At 44.7% G+C, this 15,598-nt stretch carries 10 protein-coding genes and 1 tRNA gene; 7 read left to right on the forward strand and 4 right to left on the reverse strand.

Annotation, left to right across the window (positions count from 1 at the left end; translation table 11 throughout):
• The first annotated feature begins 257 nt into the window (after window positions 1-257).
• Window positions 258-2,144: a PAS domain S-box protein gene (locus tag QUB39_RS26330; protein ID WP_333056745.1), complete on the forward strand. Its 1,887-nt coding sequence runs from the start codon at window positions 258-260 to the stop codon at window positions 2,142-2,144.
• A gap of 81 nt (window positions 2,145-2,225) precedes the next feature.
• On the opposite strand, the gene QUB39_RS26335 is transcribed toward QUB39_RS26330, so the two are convergent.
• Window positions 2,226-2,543 (reverse strand): hypothetical protein, encoded by a 318-nt coding sequence (locus QUB39_RS26335; RefSeq protein WP_333056746.1) that lies wholly within the window; start codon window positions 2,541-2,543, stop codon window positions 2,226-2,228.
• Window positions 2,544-2,655: 112 nt separating this feature from the next.
• Between QUB39_RS26335 and QUB39_RS26340 the strand changes: the two genes are divergently transcribed.
• From QUB39_RS26340 to QUB39_RS26355, 4 genes are all read left to right on the forward strand, one after another.
• On the forward strand, window positions 2,656-3,549 hold the full coding sequence (locus QUB39_RS26340; RefSeq protein ID WP_333209806.1) for an ion channel: 894 nt from the start codon (window positions 2,656-2,658) through the stop codon (window positions 3,547-3,549).
• A 59-nt stretch (window positions 3,550-3,608) separates the two neighbouring features.
• Window positions 3,609-3,956: a DUF433 domain-containing protein gene (locus tag QUB39_RS26345; protein ID WP_333209808.1), complete on the forward strand. Its 348-nt coding sequence runs from the start codon at window positions 3,609-3,611 to the stop codon at window positions 3,954-3,956.
• A 193-nt stretch (window positions 3,957-4,149) separates the two neighbouring features.
• A complete protein-coding gene (locus QUB39_RS26350) occupies window positions 4,150-5,325 on the forward strand; it encodes an exonuclease SbcCD subunit D (protein ID WP_333056750.1) in 1,176 nt (391 codons plus the stop codon).
• 250 nt (window positions 5,326-5,575) lie between these two features.
• Window positions 5,576-8,617 carry an SMC family ATPase gene (locus QUB39_RS26355; RefSeq protein ID WP_333209813.1) on the forward strand — a complete coding sequence of 1,014 codons (3,042 nt, stop codon included), beginning with the start codon at window positions 5,576-5,578 and terminating at the stop codon, window positions 8,615-8,617.
• 32 nt (window positions 8,618-8,649) lie between these two features.
• Here QUB39_RS26355 and QUB39_RS26360 read toward each other — a convergent pair whose 3' ends face one another.
• The gene (locus QUB39_RS26360) at window positions 8,650-9,225 is read right to left on the reverse strand and encodes a Uma2 family endonuclease (RefSeq protein ID WP_333056752.1); all 576 of its coding nucleotides are present in this window, start codon (window positions 9,223-9,225) and stop codon (window positions 8,650-8,652) included.
• A 95-nt stretch (window positions 9,226-9,320) separates the two neighbouring features.
• On the opposite strand from QUB39_RS26360, the gene QUB39_RS26365 reads away from it, so the two are divergent.
• Together QUB39_RS26365 and QUB39_RS26370 are read left to right on the forward strand one after the other, a co-directional pair.
• Window positions 9,321-10,490, forward strand: coding sequence for a pyridoxal phosphate-dependent aminotransferase (locus QUB39_RS26365; protein WP_333056753.1), 1,170 nt, complete (start codon window positions 9,321-9,323; stop codon window positions 10,488-10,490).
• 16 nt (window positions 10,491-10,506) lie between these two features.
• Window positions 10,507-12,420 (forward strand): aminopeptidase P family protein, encoded by a 1,914-nt coding sequence (locus QUB39_RS26370; protein WP_333056754.1) that lies wholly within the window; start codon window positions 10,507-10,509, stop codon window positions 12,418-12,420.
• Window positions 12,421-12,913: 493 nt separating this feature from the next.
• Here QUB39_RS26370 and QUB39_RS26375 read toward each other — a convergent pair.
• Both QUB39_RS26375 and QUB39_RS26380 read right to left on the reverse strand, forming a co-directional pair.
• A tRNA-Thr gene (locus tag QUB39_RS26375) sits at window positions 12,914-12,986 on the reverse strand.
• 338 nt (window positions 12,987-13,324) lie between these two features.
• Window positions 13,325-15,481, reverse strand: a complete 2,157-nt coding sequence (locus tag QUB39_RS26380; protein ID WP_333056755.1) for a WD40 domain-containing protein — start codon at window positions 15,479-15,481, stop codon at window positions 13,325-13,327.
• Window positions 15,482-15,598: the final 117 nt, after the last annotated feature.

Consider the following 15,598-nt stretch of genomic DNA (forward strand, 5'->3'; position numbering starts at 1 on the left):
CGGAAACGATATCAGTCCTGTTTAATTCAAACTTTAAAAATCACAACTATTTTCAGTAATATAACTGAACTCAATATTTTTTTGTTCGCTCAAACTTGGTGGAATTATCCATCTGTGTCAGCGCCGAGGGATTGGCATCGAAATTAAAACTCTACCGCTAAACTTCAAGATTTATTTCTTTTGACACTTGACTCAAACAAGGTGTTATGATGGGAAATATAAAAAAATAGTCTTCATAAGTTTGAGCGCTGACTACAATGATGCAAAATCTATTGAAACACGTGCGGGAATTGCAGGGACATATTGAGCAACTACCTGTAGATAAACAGGCGATTTTAACAAGCACTTTCGAGCATTTGTCCGCATCTTTACAAGAATTGGCTGCAGAGTTTCAGTCGCTTTTGTTGTCTAAACAATCCCAAGTCAAGTTAGAAAGAATTAACAGCAATTTAGAGATTAAAGTTGCCCAGCAAGCTGCTACTATCAGACATTTAGAGCAGCAGTTAGAGCAAAGCCAGATGCTGTACAAAAGGGTGACTCAGGCACTGACAAAAGGGGAATCCCGACTGCAAAGTCTCCTGCGAAATTCTTCCGATTTGATGACAATTCTCGAAGCAGACGGACGCATCCGAGACCAAAATTCGATCGCAGCAGAGCGGATGTTAGGCTACAATCTCGAACAAAGAATTGGCGAATTCCAAGACGATTTGATCCACCCAGACGATCTACCTGTTTGGCAAGCATATTTGGCAAAATTACTCAAACAGCCAGGGATTGCACCGCCTGTAGAATATCGGAAACGGCACGCTAACGGTTCTTGGGTGTATTTAGAAGTCATTGGTAACAATTTACTCCACGATTCCAGCATCAACGGCATAGTCATCAATTCCCGCGATATCACAGAGCGCAAGTTCTCAGAAGCAGCTTTGGAAAAATCGCAAAAGCAAATCGTTAATATCTTAGAAAAAATCACAGACGGCTTTTATGTGCTCAACCGCCAGTGGCAGTTTACCTACCTCAACGCGAAAGCAGAGCAGTGCTGGCAAAGAGGGCGTCAAGAACTTATAGGTAAAAATATTTGGGATGAGTTTCCTGATACAGCCGACACGATTTTTTTCAAGCAGTTTTACAGAGCGGTATCTGAGAACGTTAATGTTAAATTTGAAGGATATTACCCGCAGCTAAATATTTGGTTTGAAGTCGAGGCTTATCCCTCGGAAGAAGGTTTGTCGGTGTTTTTTCAAAATATAACCGATCGCAAAAATGCAGAAAACGCACTGCGAGCATCAGAATCGCGCTACCGTATTCTCTCGCAAATGACTTCAGATTTTGCCTATTCTTTTAAAGTATTGCCTGACAATACCTGGGCCTGCGAATGGATGACTGAAGCTTTTACTAAAATTACGGGTTATACTCCCAAAGAAATCGCAACTTCCGGCGGTTTACAATTCGACTGCATTCATCCCGACGACCTAGAAATGCTGCTGGAACAAATGCAGCTTCGTTCATCTAGCCGCAAGGAAGTAAGCGAGTATCGAATTGTCACCAAATCCGGTGAAATCCGGTGGCTGTGGGATTGTCGGCAAGTTGTGTGGGATGAAGTCGAGAACCGCGCTGTCGGCATTTATGGTGCTTGTCAGGACATCACACAACACAAGCTGGTAGAGGCTAAATTGTGCGAAACCAATCAAGTTTTACAAGGCTTAATTAAAGCTTTGCCGCTGGCAGTTGTCGGGGTTGATAGTAATGCTTTGGTGACGGTGTGGAATTCTGCGGCGGAGCGAGTTTTTGGCTGGAAGGAGTCTGAGGTTGTGGGGGAGCTTTTGCCGATCGTCCCTAGCGATGAAAACGTAAATTTTTATGCGATGTTTCAGTCAGAATTGGCTGGGGAAGCGCAAGTTGCTAGGGAATGTCGGCGGCGGCGGAAAGACGGTTCATCAATTGATGTCTGTATTTGGACTGCACCGATGCGAGATTCTGAGGGCTTGACTTCTGGCACTATCAAGATAGTTTCTCAGATTTCAGAAGCAAACGGAATGGAGGAAAATATGGGCTGGTTGCAATCCCGCAGAGATCGACTAGAACCATTTTGGGCGCGTTATGTCAAGCTTCCTGCGGGAATTAAAAATTTACAAACAACCTGAAACCAAAGTCTTGTGGGGTGGGCACTCTTAGCCCGCCCCAAAAATACAATTTAGATGCGGGACACCTTAGCTTCACGTTTTTTAATCTTCGACTTGCCGAACAGCCATGCGTTGCAGTGGCAGACTGAGTATGCTGGAAACTGTCAACAAGTAAGATAGAACCGTGGTCAGCTTCAGACTTGCCAACAACCAGTTGTCCTCCGGCAGAGGCATCTTTAGGGCAAAGACAGACATGGAGTAGACTATTGAGTAAACAAAACTCATCTTAATTAGGATTTCTTCGCTTAAAGTGCGATCGTCCCTTGGCTGCGATTTGCGATCGCTCAGCAAAATTAGACCCGCAATAGAAGCCACACAAGAAACCATAACGAGATAGTCATGCCAGTTAAGCTCAACCATTTTCAAACTTCCTTGATATCCTAATTTTTAGAATCTGACATCAGTCTAAAGGATAAGTTTTCCCAGTCAAAACAATAGTTACAAATTGACACAGCGGTAGTTACAAATCTCAATGAAAAATAATCGCGATCGGCAGCCACAGACTCGTTTAGTCAGCCGCCAAGGACAATTCCCCTTAAATATTGTCAAGTTGGGAGTACCTCGCCTGCATTTTGCCGACCTCTACCACAGGCTGCTAACTCTTTCTTGGCCTCGATTTTTCATCCTGATTTGTCTCTCCTATACAGTCGCGAATTCTTTATTTGCCTTAGCTTACTTGGCGGGAGGAGATTGCATTGCTAACGCGCGGCCGGGTTCTTTCCCAGATGCCTTTTATTTCAGCATCCAAACAATGGCGACGATCGGCTACGGCGCCATGTATCCGCGCACGGATTACGCTAATACTATAGTTGCGATCCAAGCGCTTTTTGGTTTGTGGGGAGTAGCAATGGTGACGGGACTGGCTTTTTCGAGATTTTCTCGACCAACAGCCAGAGTTATCTTCAGCCGCGTAGCTGTAATCGCTCCTTTCAACGGCGTTCCGACTCTGATGTACCGCACTGCAAATCAGCGTTTTAACCAGATTTTAGAAGCGCAGCAGCGAGCTACTTTGATCCGTGACGAGGTAACAGCGGAAGGAGAATTTATGCGGCGTTTTTACGATTTGCAATTGGTGCGAAGTCACTCTCCGATTTTTGCATTAACTTGGACGGTTATGCACGCAATTGATGAGAACAGTCCTTTGTACCAACTTACTGCAAAAGACTTGATGGAACAGCAAGCAGAAATTGTAATTACGTTAACAGGAATTGACGAAACTGTTTCGCAAACTATTCATGCGCGACATTCTTTTGTGGCATCTGAAATTATGTGGAATATGCGGTTTGTAGATATTCTTTTGAAATCGGCGACGGGAGGGCGGGTGGTTGATTATACTCGGTTTCACGATGTGAAGCCTGTTGAATGAAAGTTTTGATTTAGCCACCAGTGCTAGAATACCTGTATGGCCAAAAAAAGTTAATATTTATGAACTCAATAACTGCAAATACGACACTGAAAGAATTGCAAGCGCAACTCTTAGCTTTAACTCCCGAAGAGAAGGCTCAAGCTATAGAATTACTAGCCCAAAGTTTAAGAAAATTTTGGTCTGGAATTCAAAAGACTCCCGGCGTGTGCGGCGGCGATGCTTGCATCAGACAAACGCGAATTCCTGTTTGGGTACTGGTGAATGCTCGCGGTTTAGGTATTTCTGAGGCTGAACTCCTAGAAGACTATCCGACTCTGCGTGCCGCTGATTTGGCGAATGCTTGGGCTTATGCTGAGGCATATTCTGATGAGATTGAAACAGCAATTCAAGAACAGGAAGAGGCATAAACAGTGGCAGATATTTATAGCGCGATCGCACAAAGCATTAAAAATGAAATATTTTACCATTTTAAATCAGCCTTTTATGAACGGGCAAGATGCCCGTTCCACAAGAAATTCATTCTTTGTGGAACGGGCATCTTGCCCGTTCTTGAAAATGGTACAACATCTCAGTTAACATAAACAAAATACTCCTCGTACTATGCGAATAATTCATACTGCTGACTGGCATTTAGGGCGACGTTTTCGAGGGATCGATCGCACTTTTGAAATTGCGATCGCCCTCGAACAGATTTTGAAGCAAGCAAAAGCATTGGATGTCGATGCTGTGCTCGTTGCGGGCGACATTTTCGACGTGCCCAACCCTCCCGCTTACGCCGAACGCATTGCTTATAACTTTTTCTGCGAACTCCAAGCAGCAGGAATTCCCGCAATTGCGATCGCCGGTAATCACGATTCGGCATCCCGCATCGACAGCATCGCGCAATTGCTTTCCCTCGCCGGTGTTCGCGCTTTAGGCAAACCCAGGCTTTCCGCCGACGGCGGCACGATTACTCTCAATACAAAAAGCGGTAAACTTTGTGTGGGCGCGATGCCTTTTGCTTCCGAACAAAGACTGTTAGATGCTAATTCTCTCTGGCAGTCTGGCGATGCCGATCGCCGAAAAGATTACCGCGAAATTGTAGCATATTTACTCGAAGATTTAACCAGAGAGTTTAGAGACAATACTGTCAATATTCTCATGGGACATATGAGCATTGACGGCGCTCGATTGGCAAAATCCGAAGTCGCTTATTACACGCGAGAAAAATACCTCCTATCATCGCAAACTCTGCCCCCGGAAGCTCAATATGTTGCCCTCGGACACATCCACATTCACCAGCGAATTTCTGAGACTTCTCCCGCTTATTATTCCGGTTCTTTGATTCAGTTAGATTTTGGAGAAGCGGAACAGGAAAAAGGATTTTGCTTGATAGAAGTTGAGCCGGGAAGTCAGGCAAAGGTGGAATTTAAGCCTGTGGCTTGCCACAAGCCGTTAAAAGTGCTTAAATGTCATAACGACAATCTCGATGAAACTTTACAAGCTCATCAGTACCATCCGGGTTTCTTGAAAGTAATTGTCGAACTGGACAGTCCGCAAATCGGACTTGCCGATCGAGTGCGCCAAATCTGTTCTCAAGCGCTGTTAATTGAACCGCGCTATCCAGATGCAGCGCTAGAACCAACAGAAATAACTACTATCGATCCCAATAATTTCGATCCGGCAGCCGAGTTTTGCAACTATTATCAAAACCGATTGGGAACGACACCTAAATCGGCAGTATTGGAGGAATTTAAAAATTTGTACAAGAAGTTTAAGGAAACAGTTAATAATTAAATGCGTAAAAAGATACAATCCAAAATCCAAAATCTCAAATTTCAAATAGTTTTAAGACTGAAACCCACGCTAAATGTCGCTTGTAGTCGAGTCTAGAACCCCCTAAATCCCCCTTAAGAAGGGGGACTTGGATAATACTCTTGTTCCCCCCTTATTAAGGGGGTTAGGGGGGATCGGGAAGACTGTAGAAGGAAGACACTAGACCGGAATATAACAATCTAAAACCCCAAATCTAAAATCTAAAATCAGTATGCGTCCACTCGAACTTATTCTCGAAGGATTTACCAGCTTCCACCGCGAACAGCGTTTAGATTTTTCTCAACTCGATTTGTTTGCCATTACTGGTGCTACAGGTGCGGGCAAATCTTCACTGCTAGATGCCATGACTTACGCTCTTTTTGGCACTACTACTCGCAGCGGCAAACAAGTAAGTGATTTGGCGAGCCAAGGTAGCGAAAATTTAAAAGTGCAGTTGCGTTTTGCTGTGGGTTCGGCACAGTACCGGGTGACGAGACGGTGGCGTTTCCGTCCGAAATCTCCCGAAAATAAGGTGATTTTGGACAACTGGCAAAATGGCCAATGGGAAACTTTGGGGACGAGTATCGTTGCTGTTCAAAATACCATTGAACAGATTTTAGGAATGGATTTTGATACTTTTACGCGCGCAATTGTTCTGCCTCAAGGCAAGTTTGATGAGTTTATTAAAGGGGATACTTCAAAACGCCGGGAAATTTTGCGGCAGCTAGCAGGATTTGAGATTTTTGAGCAGATGCGGAAGGAAACAAATGAACTCGCAAAGTTGCTGAAACAGGAACGGGAAATGGTGGAAAGGCAGCTAGCGGATTTGAGTGCGCCGACGGCGGATGAGGTGGATCAAAGACGATCGCAACTTTTGATTTTAGAGCAACAGTTGCCTGAGTTCGATCGCGCTGTTATGAAAGCTCAGAAGGCTCTAGATGAAGAGGAACAGCTATTTTCGCAAATCGCTCGCTGGCAAGAGTTACAACAACAACTGGCTAAATTAAATGCTAATTCTGCTGAGGTTGCAATTTTAGCACAGCGTTTAGAAAGAGCGCAAGCTGCCAATCATTTACAGGGAGATTGGGCTTTAGTGCGATCGGCTCGCCGTCAGTATGAAACTGCCGAAAGTGCCTCCGTGGCCGCGCGAAAGCAGTTAATTAAAGCTCGCTCTGAGCTGGCAGTAGAGCAGCAGCAACTTGACGCGGCCAAAGCCAAAGAAGAGGTGCTAGCGCCACAAATTAAGGCTCGCGAAGATGCTCTAGCTGCTGCTAAAGTATATGAAGAACAGCGCGCTCAATTAGAAAAAGAAGTTGCGCTTGCCCAAAAAATTCAACAGGAAAAACTGCGCTTTTTTATGGCAGCAGATAAAGACCTGCAAGCTGCTAACACTAAAATTCAAGGCGCTGGTTTTCGAGTTACTCAAGCAGCGGCACAACTCGAACAGTATGCGCCGGGAGGAAAGCGTTTAGAGCAATTGCAGCAAATTTCACCCTTATTGATGGAATTGCAGCTAATTACCAAGCAGCAAAAGACTCAGCAAGAACAGTTGGATAAATCTCTGGCAGATCGGGAAAAAGCTCAACAAAATTATGTGAAGGCTACCACTAATTTAGAAGCCATTGAACTCAGGCTAAAAGAGTGCGATCGCGAGTTAGAAGCGGCCCAAACCGCTAATGCGGAAGCGGCACGTTTAGAGAGTGTTGCTGCTGTCAGAATGTCGCTGAATTCTGGCGATACTTGCCCGGTGTGCGGGGGGGTGCATCCTGAGAGCGATCGGCTCCCTCCTTTGCCAGATTCTAATATTGTCGATGTCGCTGATTTGCGGCAGAAATTGGCGGGGGCAAATCAGCTTTTTCAAGATGCTCAAAGGTTGGCTGCTGAGGCAAAAAGTACAGCTTCAGCTTGCCAGCAAAAAGAGTCGGAAATTGCTCAAATGCTGGAATTAACAGCGAATAGAGTTGCCGAATTGCAGCAGCAAATCACTCAAGTTCTGGAAAATCCTCAGTGGGAAAGCTTGGGGTTGCAGCAGGAGTTGGCAATCCTTAAAGAGAGCGATCGCCAATACCGGGAAACCGAACAGCAGTTCCAACTGGCATCATTGGAATATGATAATTTTCAGGAAAGATTTAATTTGGCGGTGGCGACTCAAGCAGCTAAACAGCAGGAATATCAAGATGCGATCGCCGAATCAGACCGCCGCCAGCAACAGTTCCAAAGTTGTGTAAATGCGCTTTATCAAATTACCGAATATCAACCTTATGCTAATTTAGCAAAAGTCTTAGAGCAAGACAAGCAAGACTTGGCAAATCTGCTGAAAGTTGCCGAAAAATCCTATCAAACTGCTCAAAATAAGGTTATTCAAGCAGCAGAGAGAGAGCAACAAGCTGGAGAAGCTTTTGGGCAAGCCCAAGCCCAGAAACAGCAGCTAAATCTGGATTGGTCAGCAAAATTAACAGCGGCTGATTTCACAGAAGATACTTTTTTAGCAGCGGTTGCGACAGTTAAGGAACAATCAGAATGGGAAAATGTTATTCGCTCTCACCGCGAATCAAAAATTCAGTTAGAGACGCGGGCGAAAGATTTGAGCGAGGCGATCGCAGGCAGAACTACGGATGAGAATACTTTAGCACAAGTGCGATCAGCAAAACATACCGCCCAAGAAAACCTCAAACAAGCCAACAACAACCGCGCCGAACTTTTAGCTTGGATTCAAGTAGCAGCCCAAAATCTCGAACAAGCCGAAAGACTGTCACAGCAAATCACAAACTTCACAGAACAAGAGCAAACTTATCACACCTTAGCGCAGAATCTCAAATCCAACGAATTTCAATCGTACATTTTAGAACATTTAGAAGCAGAATTAGTCGGCAGCGCCACCTTAATTTTGCAAGAATTAACCGAAAATCGCTACAAACTAAAAAACCAAGACGGCGAATACTGGGTAACAGATAATTGGAACGGCGGCGAAGCTAGACGAGTGCGAACCCTTTCCGGTGGCGAAACCTTTGCAACTTCCTTATCAATGGCTTTAGCTTTGTCAGAAAAACTGTCTCAAGGAACTCACTTGGGCAGCTTGTTTCTCGATGAAGGATTTGGTACTTTAGATACCGAAACTCTCGAAAGCGTTACTCAAATTTTAGAATCTTTGCGGCAGCGAGACAGGCTGATTGGAGTGATTACCCACGTTCGAGAATTGGGCGAAAGATTGCCAGCACAAGTTAAAGTGTCTAAATCCCCCCAAGGTTCTAAAATAGAAGTTGAAAGAGTCTAAGTCTCTACTTTTTGCGATATATGGTAGTTTTTCTAGAATTGTGTTTCTTCTTCTGTAAAGATAGGAGGCCACAATTCTGAAACGGGCAATTCCCAACCGGGGAAAAGTTCTGGTAATGTTAAGATATCGCCATTTTGTAAAATTTGTGGTTCGCCAGCCGCTCGATAAATCTTCACTGTTTCTGCATCAGGATCGATCGCAATTCCGACAATCGCTCCGAGCTCAACAAACTTCAAAACCTTGGTTTCGATAGGCTGCGTGCGATCGCTTTGAGACTTAATCTCTACCACCAAATCGGGAACCAACTGTCCAAAATAACGCGGACTTTGGCGCAATCGTGCGGCGCGCACAAAGGAAACATCGGGCGCTTTGACGTTAGTATCTGGCATAATAAAGCCGCCTGCGGAGTCAAAAACTCGTCCGAGACGGCGGGGATTTACCCAAGCGAAAAGAAAGGCAATGAGACGGCTGCTGATTTCACTGGATACGATGTCAGATGGGCCCATAATTGAAAGTCTCCCGTCTTCTAGTTCAATTTGGTAATCTAAACCAGCTTCGGAAAAAGCGGTTTGAACTTGCTCAACATCTTTGACAGTCATCGTTGACATAGGAACTTTCTCCTGTTATGAGCTGATATTTCATTTTAGCACGATCGCTATTTTCAATCTATAATTTAGTCAAACCCCCAAGAAACAAATATTATATGAAAAATTACCCCACTCGAATGCAATCGGTACAGTCGCCCATAATTCCCGTAGTTGGCGAACTGATTCGCCAAAATCCCGGAACGATATCTTTAGGACAAGGTGTAGTTTACTACAATCCGCCACAAGAATCATTTGACAAAATCCCCGAATTCTTCGCAAATCCCGACAATCACAAATACAAAGCCGTCGAAGGTATTCCACAATTACAGGATGCAATCGCAGCCAAACTCCAAACAGATAACGACATAGAAATTAATAGCAACAACTGCATTGTCGTTACCGCCGGCAGCAACATGGGATTTACCAACGCCATTCTCGCTATTACTTCGGCGGGGGACGAAGTTATTATCCAATCACCTTATTACTTTAACCACGAAATGGCGGCAATTATGGCAAATTGCCGACCAGTAATAGTAGAAACCGACGCAAACTATCAACTTAATATCGATGCTATAAAAAAAGCAATTACTGACAAAACGCGAGCCATAGTTACCATTTCACCAAATAATCCTACTGGTGTTGTTTATTCAGCCGAAGCACTTCGGGAAGTGAACGAAATTTGTCGCCAGCACAACATATATCACATCAGCGACGAAGCCTACGAATATTTTACTTATAACGGCGTCAGACACTGTTCGCCCGCCGCTTTTCCCAACAGCAGCGAACATACAATTTCTCTGTTTAGCCTCTCCAAAGCCTACGGTTTTGCGAGTTGGCGGATCGGGTATATGGTAATACCAGAACACTTGCTCGTTTCTGTGAGAAAGATTCAAGATACCATCTTAATTTGTCCGCCCGTAATTTCTCAGTATGCAGCCCTGGGAGCCTTGCAAGTTGGTAGAGGTTACTGCGATAATTATGTAAGGGCGATCGCATCCGTGCGCCAACTCGTATTAGACGAACTCAATACTATCCAAAACTTGTGTACAATTTCCCCAGCCGCTGGAGCTTTCTACTTTTTCTTGAAAGTTGATACTGAACTCGATACAATGGAATTAGTAGAACAATTAATTCGCGAATATCGCGTAGCAGTGCTTCCCGGTACAACTTTCGGCATGGATAACGGCTGCTATTTGCGCGTTGCTTACGGTGCTTTGGAGAAAGCAACCGCCACCGCAGGTATTAGGAGATTAGTTAAAGGTTTGAAGACAATTTTAAACAAGTAAAATAGGAAATTTCAAAATGGTTGCCACGAACTTGAAAGCAAATACAAATATCCAAGATACCTCCGCTGCAAGACTGGCAGACTTGCGCGATTTGATGGCAGATTATGAATTAGATTGCTATTACATCCCAGCGGTTGACGAACACTTAAATTTATCAGTTCCAGCAGCGAAGCAGCGGCGGGCTTGGATGTGCGGTTTTACGGGTTCCGCTGGCGATTTGTTGGTTGGCAAAGATTCCGCTTGGTTGTTTGTGGACTCCCGCTATTACGAACAAGCCGAATTGCAAGTCGATACTGGAATTATTCAAATATCGAAACTCGGGTTAGAAGGAAATTTAACCTTAATTGAAACTTTAGAAAAACTGGCTGTAGAATCGGCAGAAAAATCAAGGAAAATTCGCCTGGGTTTTGACCCGTTTACCGTAGCGACAGAGCAATATCAAAATTGGGTGAAAAAATTTGCAACGGCGGAGATTGAGCTCATACCAATCCGGGAGAATTTGACAGACAAAGTGCGATCGCAAACTCCTTGGCAAACAACAGAGACTTTACCCGCGATTGATGCAGAACCCATATTTAGCTTACCTGTATCCCTGACAGGAGAAACCGCCGCCGAAAAATTAGCCAGAGTCAGGGAAGCGATGCACAAAGCCAACATTGATGTGCTTCCGATTACCAACCTGAATCAAATAGCGTGGCTGTTCAATCTCCGAGGCTCGGATATCCCCCACATTCCCATTTTTATATCCTATGCCATTGTCACCACAGATTCAGCGTTTTTATTTACAAATCCCGAACGAATTTCACTAGAAATAAAGCAAGAATTGCGGGCGGATGTAACTTTGCTTCCCTACGCAGACTATCCGCATACATTAGAAACTTGCGTAAATTTGCCACATAAAGTTCGGGTACTTTTAGACCCAAAACACAGCACAGCAGGCACGTACCAGTTAATATTAAACCATCAAGAAGCGCAGTTTTACAACATCGAAATAGTTTTTAAGGCACATCCGGTAGAAGGGATGAAAGCTCGCAAAAATCCCGTAGAAATTGAGCAGATGAAATCAGCCAATTTCAAAGCAAGTCGAGCGAAAACTTTGGCTTTAAAGTGGTTGACAGAACAGCTAGAAAATGGTAAGGTAGTTACCGAGTTTGATGTCAAAGAAAGCATCGAACATTTTTACCAGCAAGAAACAGATTTTCAGACTTTAACTTTTAGAACGATCGCCGGTGCGGGAGCCAATAGCTCGATCGTACATTACGGAACCCCCAGCCCTGAAATAACGTTAAAACCGGGAGAACTGCTGCTGCTTGACTCAGGCGCGCAATATTTAGCAGGTACAACCGACGATACGAGAACAGTAAGTATCGGAGAACCGACGGCGCTACAAATAGAACACTACACAACAGTCTTAATCGCGCACATCAACTGTGCAATGCAGCAATTCCCCAAAGGAACAACGGGAGCGCAATTAGATGCGATCGCCCGTGCGGTATTATGGCAACAACAGCTAGACTACGGACACGGTACAGGGCACGGAGTCGGCGCGTTTTTAGCCGGTCACGAAGGGCCCAATGGCATCAGCAAATCTGTGCAGTATCCCCTGGAAGCCGGGATGGTAACTAGCATCGAACCGGGATATTACGAACCGGGATGGGGCGGAATTCGTATCGAAAATCTCTATGTTGTCAGGGAAATGCCATCCAAAAATGGTACTGTTTGGTACGGATTTGAAACGCTGACGTATATTCCGTTTGAGCGCAAATTAATAAATGTCGATCGGCTGTCAAAGACTCAACTAGCATGGTTGAATAATTATCATGCTGCTGTAGTCGAGAAACTGGAACCCGTACTTGATGCAGCAACAATTGAATGGTTGAAAAAAGCCGCCGCACCCTGTGTGATATCAATTCCGGTTGCACCGGAATGATACCGAGGACACTGCAATGCTCATAGATGTCAACTTAAGGTCAGCCCGAAAGTCCGACAGGGGTTGAAACCCCTGTCTCAAAGCGAAAGTCCTCTTAAGAGGACTGAAGAACTCATTAAGCTGTCGCGCCTTTAAATTGCATATTCAGGGCGGGCGGGACGCCCAACCCCTACTCCCCACAAGAGTTAGATTGTTTTTTGACAGACAATTTAAATGCAGAACAGCTTAGTCCTCTTAAGAGGACTTTCGCTATTAGACAGGGAATTCATTCCCTGGCGGACTCGCGGGCTGACTAACGGGCTGGGCTGGCTGACAGCTTAAGTTGACACGCCTTGGGCACAGTGCGGTGTCCCTACCCCAAAATAATATTGTAATATTGTAGGGAAACAGCACGTGCAGTCTCCTGATTTCTTAAAAAACAGAATACCAAAATCCCCGACTTCTCCAAGAAGTCGGGGATTTAAGATACAAACATTTAGAGAATTTAGAGTAAAGCTGGTGACAGGATTTGAACCTGCGACAGGCTGATTACAAATCAGCTACTCTACCAACTGAGTTACACCAGCAGTGAAACTTAATATAGCAAACTTATAGTCATTAGCGCAACCCCCCCAGCCAATTTTTTTTCAAATTCGCTCAAAACCCCTCCCCGTAAGGGTAAAACCGGAATAGTCTGCCCACACCCGACTGCCAATTAAGGAATGAGAATTAAATAATATCAAATCCGGTAGCATCGGAATTATTCCTCTCTGTATTCTCTCCCTCTGCGTTCTCTGCGCCCTCTGCGGTTAAATCATTCCGATACAACCGGAAACGATATAACTTCCACAAGATTGTGGGATGGGCGGGACGCCCATCCCACAATAACAATTAAAATTGTAAGTTATTTAATTCGCGATCCTAACTAATCGCAGCGCCAAATCTTAATCGTCTGATCCGCACTCCCGCTGGCGAGCAAATTGCCCGAAGGCGCGATCGCCACCGAGTACACCGTACCCGAATGTCCCTTAAGACTGGTCAACAACTCCCCCGTCTGCAAATTCCAAATATTAATCGTATTATCATCGCACCCGCTAGCCAAAGTCAAACCGTCCCCACTGATAGCAACCGACTCGCCCCGACTCACATAATTCTGCAAAATATGCAGCGCCTCATTCGTTCCTAAATTCGTTACACCGTTTCCCCTCCCAGAATTAGTATTTAAAATCCGCAACAAACTGCCCGTCTGCAAATTTCGCAGCTTAATCGTATAATCATTGCTGACGCTAGCAAGAATCTGACCATCCGGCGCGATCGCCACAGAATTCACCCCAACATTCAACCCCGAAAGAGTCCGCAGCAACTTACCACTTTCCACATCCCAAACCTTGCTCGTCGCATCCGAACTGCCACTCGCCAATATTTTACCGTCCGGGCTAAAAACCACCGCATTCACATTATCAGAATGACCCCTCAAAGTCCGCAGCAACTCACCACTCCGCAAATTCCACAGCTTAATCGTATTATCAGCCCCGCCGCAGCTAGCAATTACCAGGCCCTTCGGGTTAATCGCCACCGAATTCACCTCCATAGAATGTCCCGGAAAAGTACACAGCAAATCACCATTGTGCAAATTCCAAAACTTAATTGTTTCGTCCGAACTGCCGCTGACCAACATTTTTCCGTCATAGCTAATAGCAACCGAATTTACGCGATCGGAATGTCCCGTCAGAGTGCCAATTAATTCCGTTGTTTCTAAATTCCAAATCTTAATAGTTTTATCCCAACTACCGCTAGCCAAAATTTTGCCGTCCGGGCTAATAGCCAGAGAATTCACAAACGATGAATGTCCCGGCAGCGTATATACACACCGCCATTTCTGATGTTTTAATTTGTGAGCTAATTCCTTCACCCGCTTAGCTGCAGCCTCAGCTTCCTCTCTGCGTTTGAGTTCAGCCTCCTCCAAACGCTGGCGTTCCGCCCTAGCTTTCGCCTCTCGCAGCGCCAGCCGCCGCATCTCTCCCTTAGAGACTATTCGCTGCTGCTCCTGAATTTCTTTAAGAGTTTCAATATACGGTTTTGCCCAATCTTTAGAAAACCATTCCTGAGCAAATTCCGCCTCTAATGTAAATAACTGAGGTTCGTGAGTAAAATCGATATTTAAATAATACAAATCCGCTAAAAAAGCGGCCAATAACTTGTGAATAGTCACAATTATTTGCCGAATAATTCGCAGGCTCAGCTTTCTATCTTTTCCCTCTGCCTCCAACTGTTGATAAACCTCTTCCCAATTCCAAGGCTGCATCGCTACTAGAGAAACGCTCTGATTGATGACTCCCCAAAAACCAACATGAAAATTCACTTCATAATCGCTGATATCGCTGTACAGTATAGCTGTCGGTACGGGAGACAACACAGTCTGCAACCGCTCCACATCAATATCAGAAATGGATTTTTTGAAATAGTCTCCGTAAAACTGAACCGGGCACAAATCTCCGTGCGGGGGGTAGTGCTGGTTCAAAAAAGCTCTTAACTTAGCCGGCAACTCGATATTCAGATTGTGGCGAAACGAATCGGGGCAATCTTGGCTAATTTTTGCGGGAGCAACTAACAGCAGCAATCGGTGCTGTTGCTGCTGCAAAATCTGTTCAGTTTCCTGCCTGCTCAAATTAGAAAACCAGTTGTCCCTGTCCCAAATAGTTTGAATTTCGTTCAGCTTAACTCGAATTGCTTCTGATTGAAATTCCCGCATTAAGTCGCGGCAAAGTCGGCTAATTGCCCGCTTATCTCTTACTTCTTGTGCCTTAATTCGATTAGCGCGTTCTTCTTTTACCCTTTCTTCTGCGCCGGCGATCGCGATTAATTCTTGTTCTCTAGCCTGCTGCCGCTGCAAATATCTCACTTGTGCTTTAATCCAGCGGGGGTCTTTTTTGATTTGCTGGTTCAAAGCTGAAGAACCAGAGGGCTCAATTTCTGCATAGCGTTCGTTGACAGCGCTTGCTCCCAATCTTTCTCCCAATTCAGAGGCTACAGGCTTCAACAGTTCAATTAGAGTGTCTGAGACTGGGCGGGGTAAGGACATACCAGTTAAAACTTTTTCTTACTTAAGGACGATCGCGCGAGTCAATCGATTTTAGATTTTAGATTTTAGATTTTAGATTTTAGATTTTAGATTTTAGATTTTAGATTTTAGATTTTA

Source organism: Microcoleus sp. AT8-B5 (genome assembly GCF_036705565.1).
GTDB lineage: Bacteria > Cyanobacteriota > Cyanobacteriia > Cyanobacteriales > Microcoleaceae > Microcoleus.

Coding starts and splice junctions, on each gene's coding strand:
- QUB39_RS26330 (WP_333056745.1), top strand. CDS start 258: ATGATGCAAAATCTATTGAAACACGTGCGGGAATTGCAGGGACATATT.
- QUB39_RS26335 (WP_333056746.1), bottom strand. CDS start 2,543: ATGGTTGAGCTTAACTGGCATGACTATCTCGTTATGGTTTCTTGTGTG.
- QUB39_RS26340 (WP_333209806.1), top strand. CDS start 2,656: ATGAAAAATAATCGCGATCGGCAGCCACAGACTCGTTTAGTCAGCCGC.
- QUB39_RS26345 (WP_333209808.1), top strand. CDS start 3,609: ATGAACTCAATAACTGCAAATACGACACTGAAAGAATTGCAAGCGCAA.
- QUB39_RS26350 (WP_333056750.1), top strand. CDS start 4,150: ATGCGAATAATTCATACTGCTGACTGGCATTTAGGGCGACGTTTTCGA.
- QUB39_RS26355 (WP_333209813.1), top strand. CDS start 5,576: ATGCGTCCACTCGAACTTATTCTCGAAGGATTTACCAGCTTCCACCGC.
- QUB39_RS26360 (WP_333056752.1), bottom strand. CDS start 9,225: ATGTCAACGATGACTGTCAAAGATGTTGAGCAAGTTCAAACCGCTTTT.
- QUB39_RS26365 (WP_333056753.1), top strand. CDS start 9,321: ATGAAAAATTACCCCACTCGAATGCAATCGGTACAGTCGCCCATAATT.
- QUB39_RS26370 (WP_333056754.1), top strand. CDS start 10,507: ATGGTTGCCACGAACTTGAAAGCAAATACAAATATCCAAGATACCTCC.
- QUB39_RS26380 (WP_333056755.1), bottom strand. CDS start 15,481: ATGTCCTTACCCCGCCCAGTCTCAGACACTCTAATTGAACTGTTGAAG.